The organism is Corallococcus sp. 4LFB (genome assembly GCF_046520365.1).
GTDB classification, from domain to species: Bacteria; Myxococcota; Myxococcia; order Myxococcales; family Myxococcaceae; genus Corallococcus; species Corallococcus caeni.
This window is the reverse complement of sequence record NZ_JBKGHJ010000781.1, coordinates 1-2,627: the sequence shown is the minus strand read 5'-3', so window position 1 is coordinate 2,627 and position 2,627 is coordinate 1. Positions and strand designations below refer to the sequence as shown.

The window sequence follows — 2,627 nt, the reverse complement described above, 5'->3', positions numbered from 1 at the left end:
GCCGGGAGGCGGGGTGGGGCGGCCGGGGAGTGGTGGCCCCGGGAAGCCGGGCAGCGGCACGGGGAGCACGGACGGCGTGTCGGGCCGGCCGGGCCATGGCAGAGGGGGAGCCGGGGGCACGGGGCGTCCGGGCAGTGGTGGGAGCAGCGGCGGCACGGGGGCGCTGGACCCCAACCTCGCGGGCTACGTCGACGCGCTCCAGGTGCTGGACCAGAACTGGGACACCTTCGACGCGGCGGTGGGGGCGAAGGACGGCAAGCTGACGATGGCGAACCTGGAGGCGGTGCTGGCCAACCCGGCGGCCTCCCCCACGCTCAAGCGCGCCGCGCAGTTCTTCAAGGACCACCCGGAGTACTTCCGTCGCCTGGAGATGGCGGAGAGCGGCGGCGCCCGGACGGCGTCGCCAGCTGGAAGGACCTGGACGCGGAGCTCGACACGGTGGCGAAGCCGCCGGGCGGCGGCCGGAGCACGGGTGGCTCGCGGGCGCGCGACATCGTGGACAACCCGAACATGAGCATCGAGCAGAAGGTGCAGGCCCTGCTCATGGGCATCACCGAGGACACCGACTCGGAGCTGCTGGACGTGATGAACGAGATGGCCAGCGCCCGCGAGGAGCGCGCCGCGCTGGGCACCAGCGACTCGGACAAGGCGCGCGGCGCGAAGCTGGACACGAGCATGCAGGAGCTGGAGCTGCGGCTTCAGACGCTGATGGAGAAGCGCAAGGCGATGTTCGACCTGATGAGCAACATGTCTTCGAAGTTCAACGAGATGGCGAAGACGGCCATCTCCAACCTGCGCAGCGCGTGAGGGCCGCCATGGGACGCATCATCAAGCACGAAGGCGGCGGGGAGCAGCGGATGGAGACCGGAACGGCGCGCAGGCTGAAGGCGTTCGCGCGGGGGGAGACGACCTGGGCGGAGGTGGAGGGGATGACCTTCGAGGAGGCGAAGGCCATCGCGCAGGTGGGCTGCGACCTGGCGGCGGCGGGCCGGCTGGAGGAGGCGCGCATCCTCTTCGAGGGGCTCGTGGAGGGGAACCCGAAGGACTCGGCGGCGCACGCGGCGCTGGGCACCGTGTACCAGAAGCTCGGGAGGGTGGAGGACGCGCTCACCGAGTACACGCACGCGCTGGCGGGTGACCCGCGCAACCCCGTGGCGCTCACGGGCCGGGGGGAGCTGCACCTGCGCCGGGGCGAGCGGCAGGGCTTCACGGACATCGCCAACGCGGTGGAGGTGGACCCGCACGGCGAGACGTCCGCGGGCCGCCGCGCGAAGGCCCTGGTGAAGGCCATCACCCTGGTGGCGGTGGAGAAGCTGAAGGAAGGCGCCCCGCCGACGTAGCGGGCCGCTTTGCGCGCGGGCCGCCGTCAGGAACGCGGACGCCCGCGCGAGAGGAGCACGGAAGGGAGAGACGTTTTCAAGACGGATGTGCCGCCGGACAGTTGGGGAGCGGTCCGGGGGCGGCCGGCCGGAGGGTGGGCCTGGATGGCGAGGGGGAGTGGAGTGGAGGCCCATCCACCGGCGGCTTCTTGAAAGGCGTTCAGGGCGCGTCGAGCGCGGCGAGCCGCTCCCCGATGGGCGGATGGCTCATGCCCTTGAGGACGACCCAGCGGGGCGGCTCCGGGTCCATCTTGTTCACCCGGGCGGCCTTCACCAGCATGCGGCGGAAGGCGCCCGGGGCGCCGGTGAGGTTCAGGCCGTAGCGGTCCGCCTCGCGCTCGCGCTCACGGGAGAGGGCCCCCGACAGGGGGGCCGCAAGCGTGATGAGGAGGAACACCCCGAGCGACACCAGCGGCAGGGTGCGGATGTCGCCCGCGCGCTGGACGCCCCACCAGCCCCGGCGGGCGGACAGGCGCAGCGCCTGGTCAATGAGGAAGAGCAGCGCCAGCACCGCGAGCGAGGAGGCGATGCGGCCGGGCCAGCGGGCCTCGTTCACGTGGCCCGCCTCGTGCGCCACCGCGGCCAGGATTTCGTCCTCGGCCAGCTCCCGCAGGATGACGTCGTTGAGGACGATGGTGCGCGTGGGGCCCTGGCCGGCGAAGTACGCCTGGATGCGCTTGGACGACACGGACGTCTTCTCCACCACCACGTCGGAGAAGGGGATGTCCGCCTTGCGCATCAGCGCGGTGATGCGCGAGCGCAGCGGCCCTTCGCGCAGGGGCGTCTGGTCGAAGTAGAGGCGGGCGCGGTACGGGTCCAGGGCGGAGGCGACCAGCATCAGCAGGGCCACGGGCACGCCCAGCACCAGCCACCAGCGGCGCACGCGGCGGGCCAGGCCGTACAGGCCGACCACGAGCGCGGTCAGGGCGATGGCGCCCACGAGGCTGCCCTTGAACCACGTCCACGCGAAGGTGGCGGGCGTGTCGTTGGACAGGCCGTGCCGGTGCTCCAGCACGTAGAAGAAGTACACGTTCGCGGGGGCGTAGAGCAGCTGGGTGGCCAGGTCGATGAAGAGCGCGAAGAAGATGGCGGTGCCCCAGCCGGGCTCGCCCCACAGCCGGTCCATGGCGCTGAAGAAGGCGCGGCTCACCGGGGCCGTGCGCAGCGCGCCCCCGAACCTGCGCTCCAGCGCCGCCGCGCGGGCTTCGTCTCCCAGCTCCAGGGCGCTCTGGCCGAGCCGCAGGTGGA

At 72.6% G+C, this 2,627-nt stretch carries 3 protein-coding genes and 1 pseudogene; 3 read left to right on the top strand and 1 reads right to left on the bottom strand.

Going from position 1 to position 2,627, the window contains the following annotated elements:
* From ACLEQD_RS41040 to ACLEQD_RS41030, 3 genes and pseudogenes are all read left to right on the top strand, one after another.
* Positions 1–514: pseudogene (locus ACLEQD_RS41040) on the top strand (hypothetical protein); the annotation flags it as partial.
* Positions 511–807, top strand: coding sequence for a hypothetical protein (locus ACLEQD_RS41035; RefSeq protein WP_410391356.1), 297 nt, complete (start codon positions 511–513; stop codon positions 805–807). The pseudogene ACLEQD_RS41040 and the gene ACLEQD_RS41035, both read left to right, overlap by 4 nt.
* Positions 808–815: 8 nt before the next feature.
* The gene (locus ACLEQD_RS41030) at positions 816–1,340 is read left to right on the top strand and encodes a tetratricopeptide repeat protein (RefSeq protein WP_410391355.1); all 525 of its coding nucleotides are present in this window, start codon (positions 816–818) and stop codon (positions 1,338–1,340) included.
* Positions 1,341–1,539: 199 nt separating this feature from the next.
* On the opposite strand, the gene ACLEQD_RS41025 is transcribed toward ACLEQD_RS41030, so the two are convergent.
* Entirely contained in the window at positions 1,540–2,622 is a 1,083-nt protein-coding gene (locus tag ACLEQD_RS41025) for a M48 family metalloprotease (RefSeq protein WP_410391357.1), read from the bottom strand.
* Positions 2,623–2,627 lie beyond the last annotated feature (5 nt).

Bases quoted from the DNA above. Each gene is read 5' to 3' on its own strand.
- ACLEQD_RS41035 (WP_410391356.1), top strand. From the start codon at position 511: ATGAGCATCGAGCAGAAGGTGCAGGCCCTGCTCATGGGCATCACCGAG.
- ACLEQD_RS41030 (WP_410391355.1), top strand. From the start codon at position 816: ATGGGACGCATCATCAAGCACGAAGGCGGCGGGGAGCAGCGGATGGAG.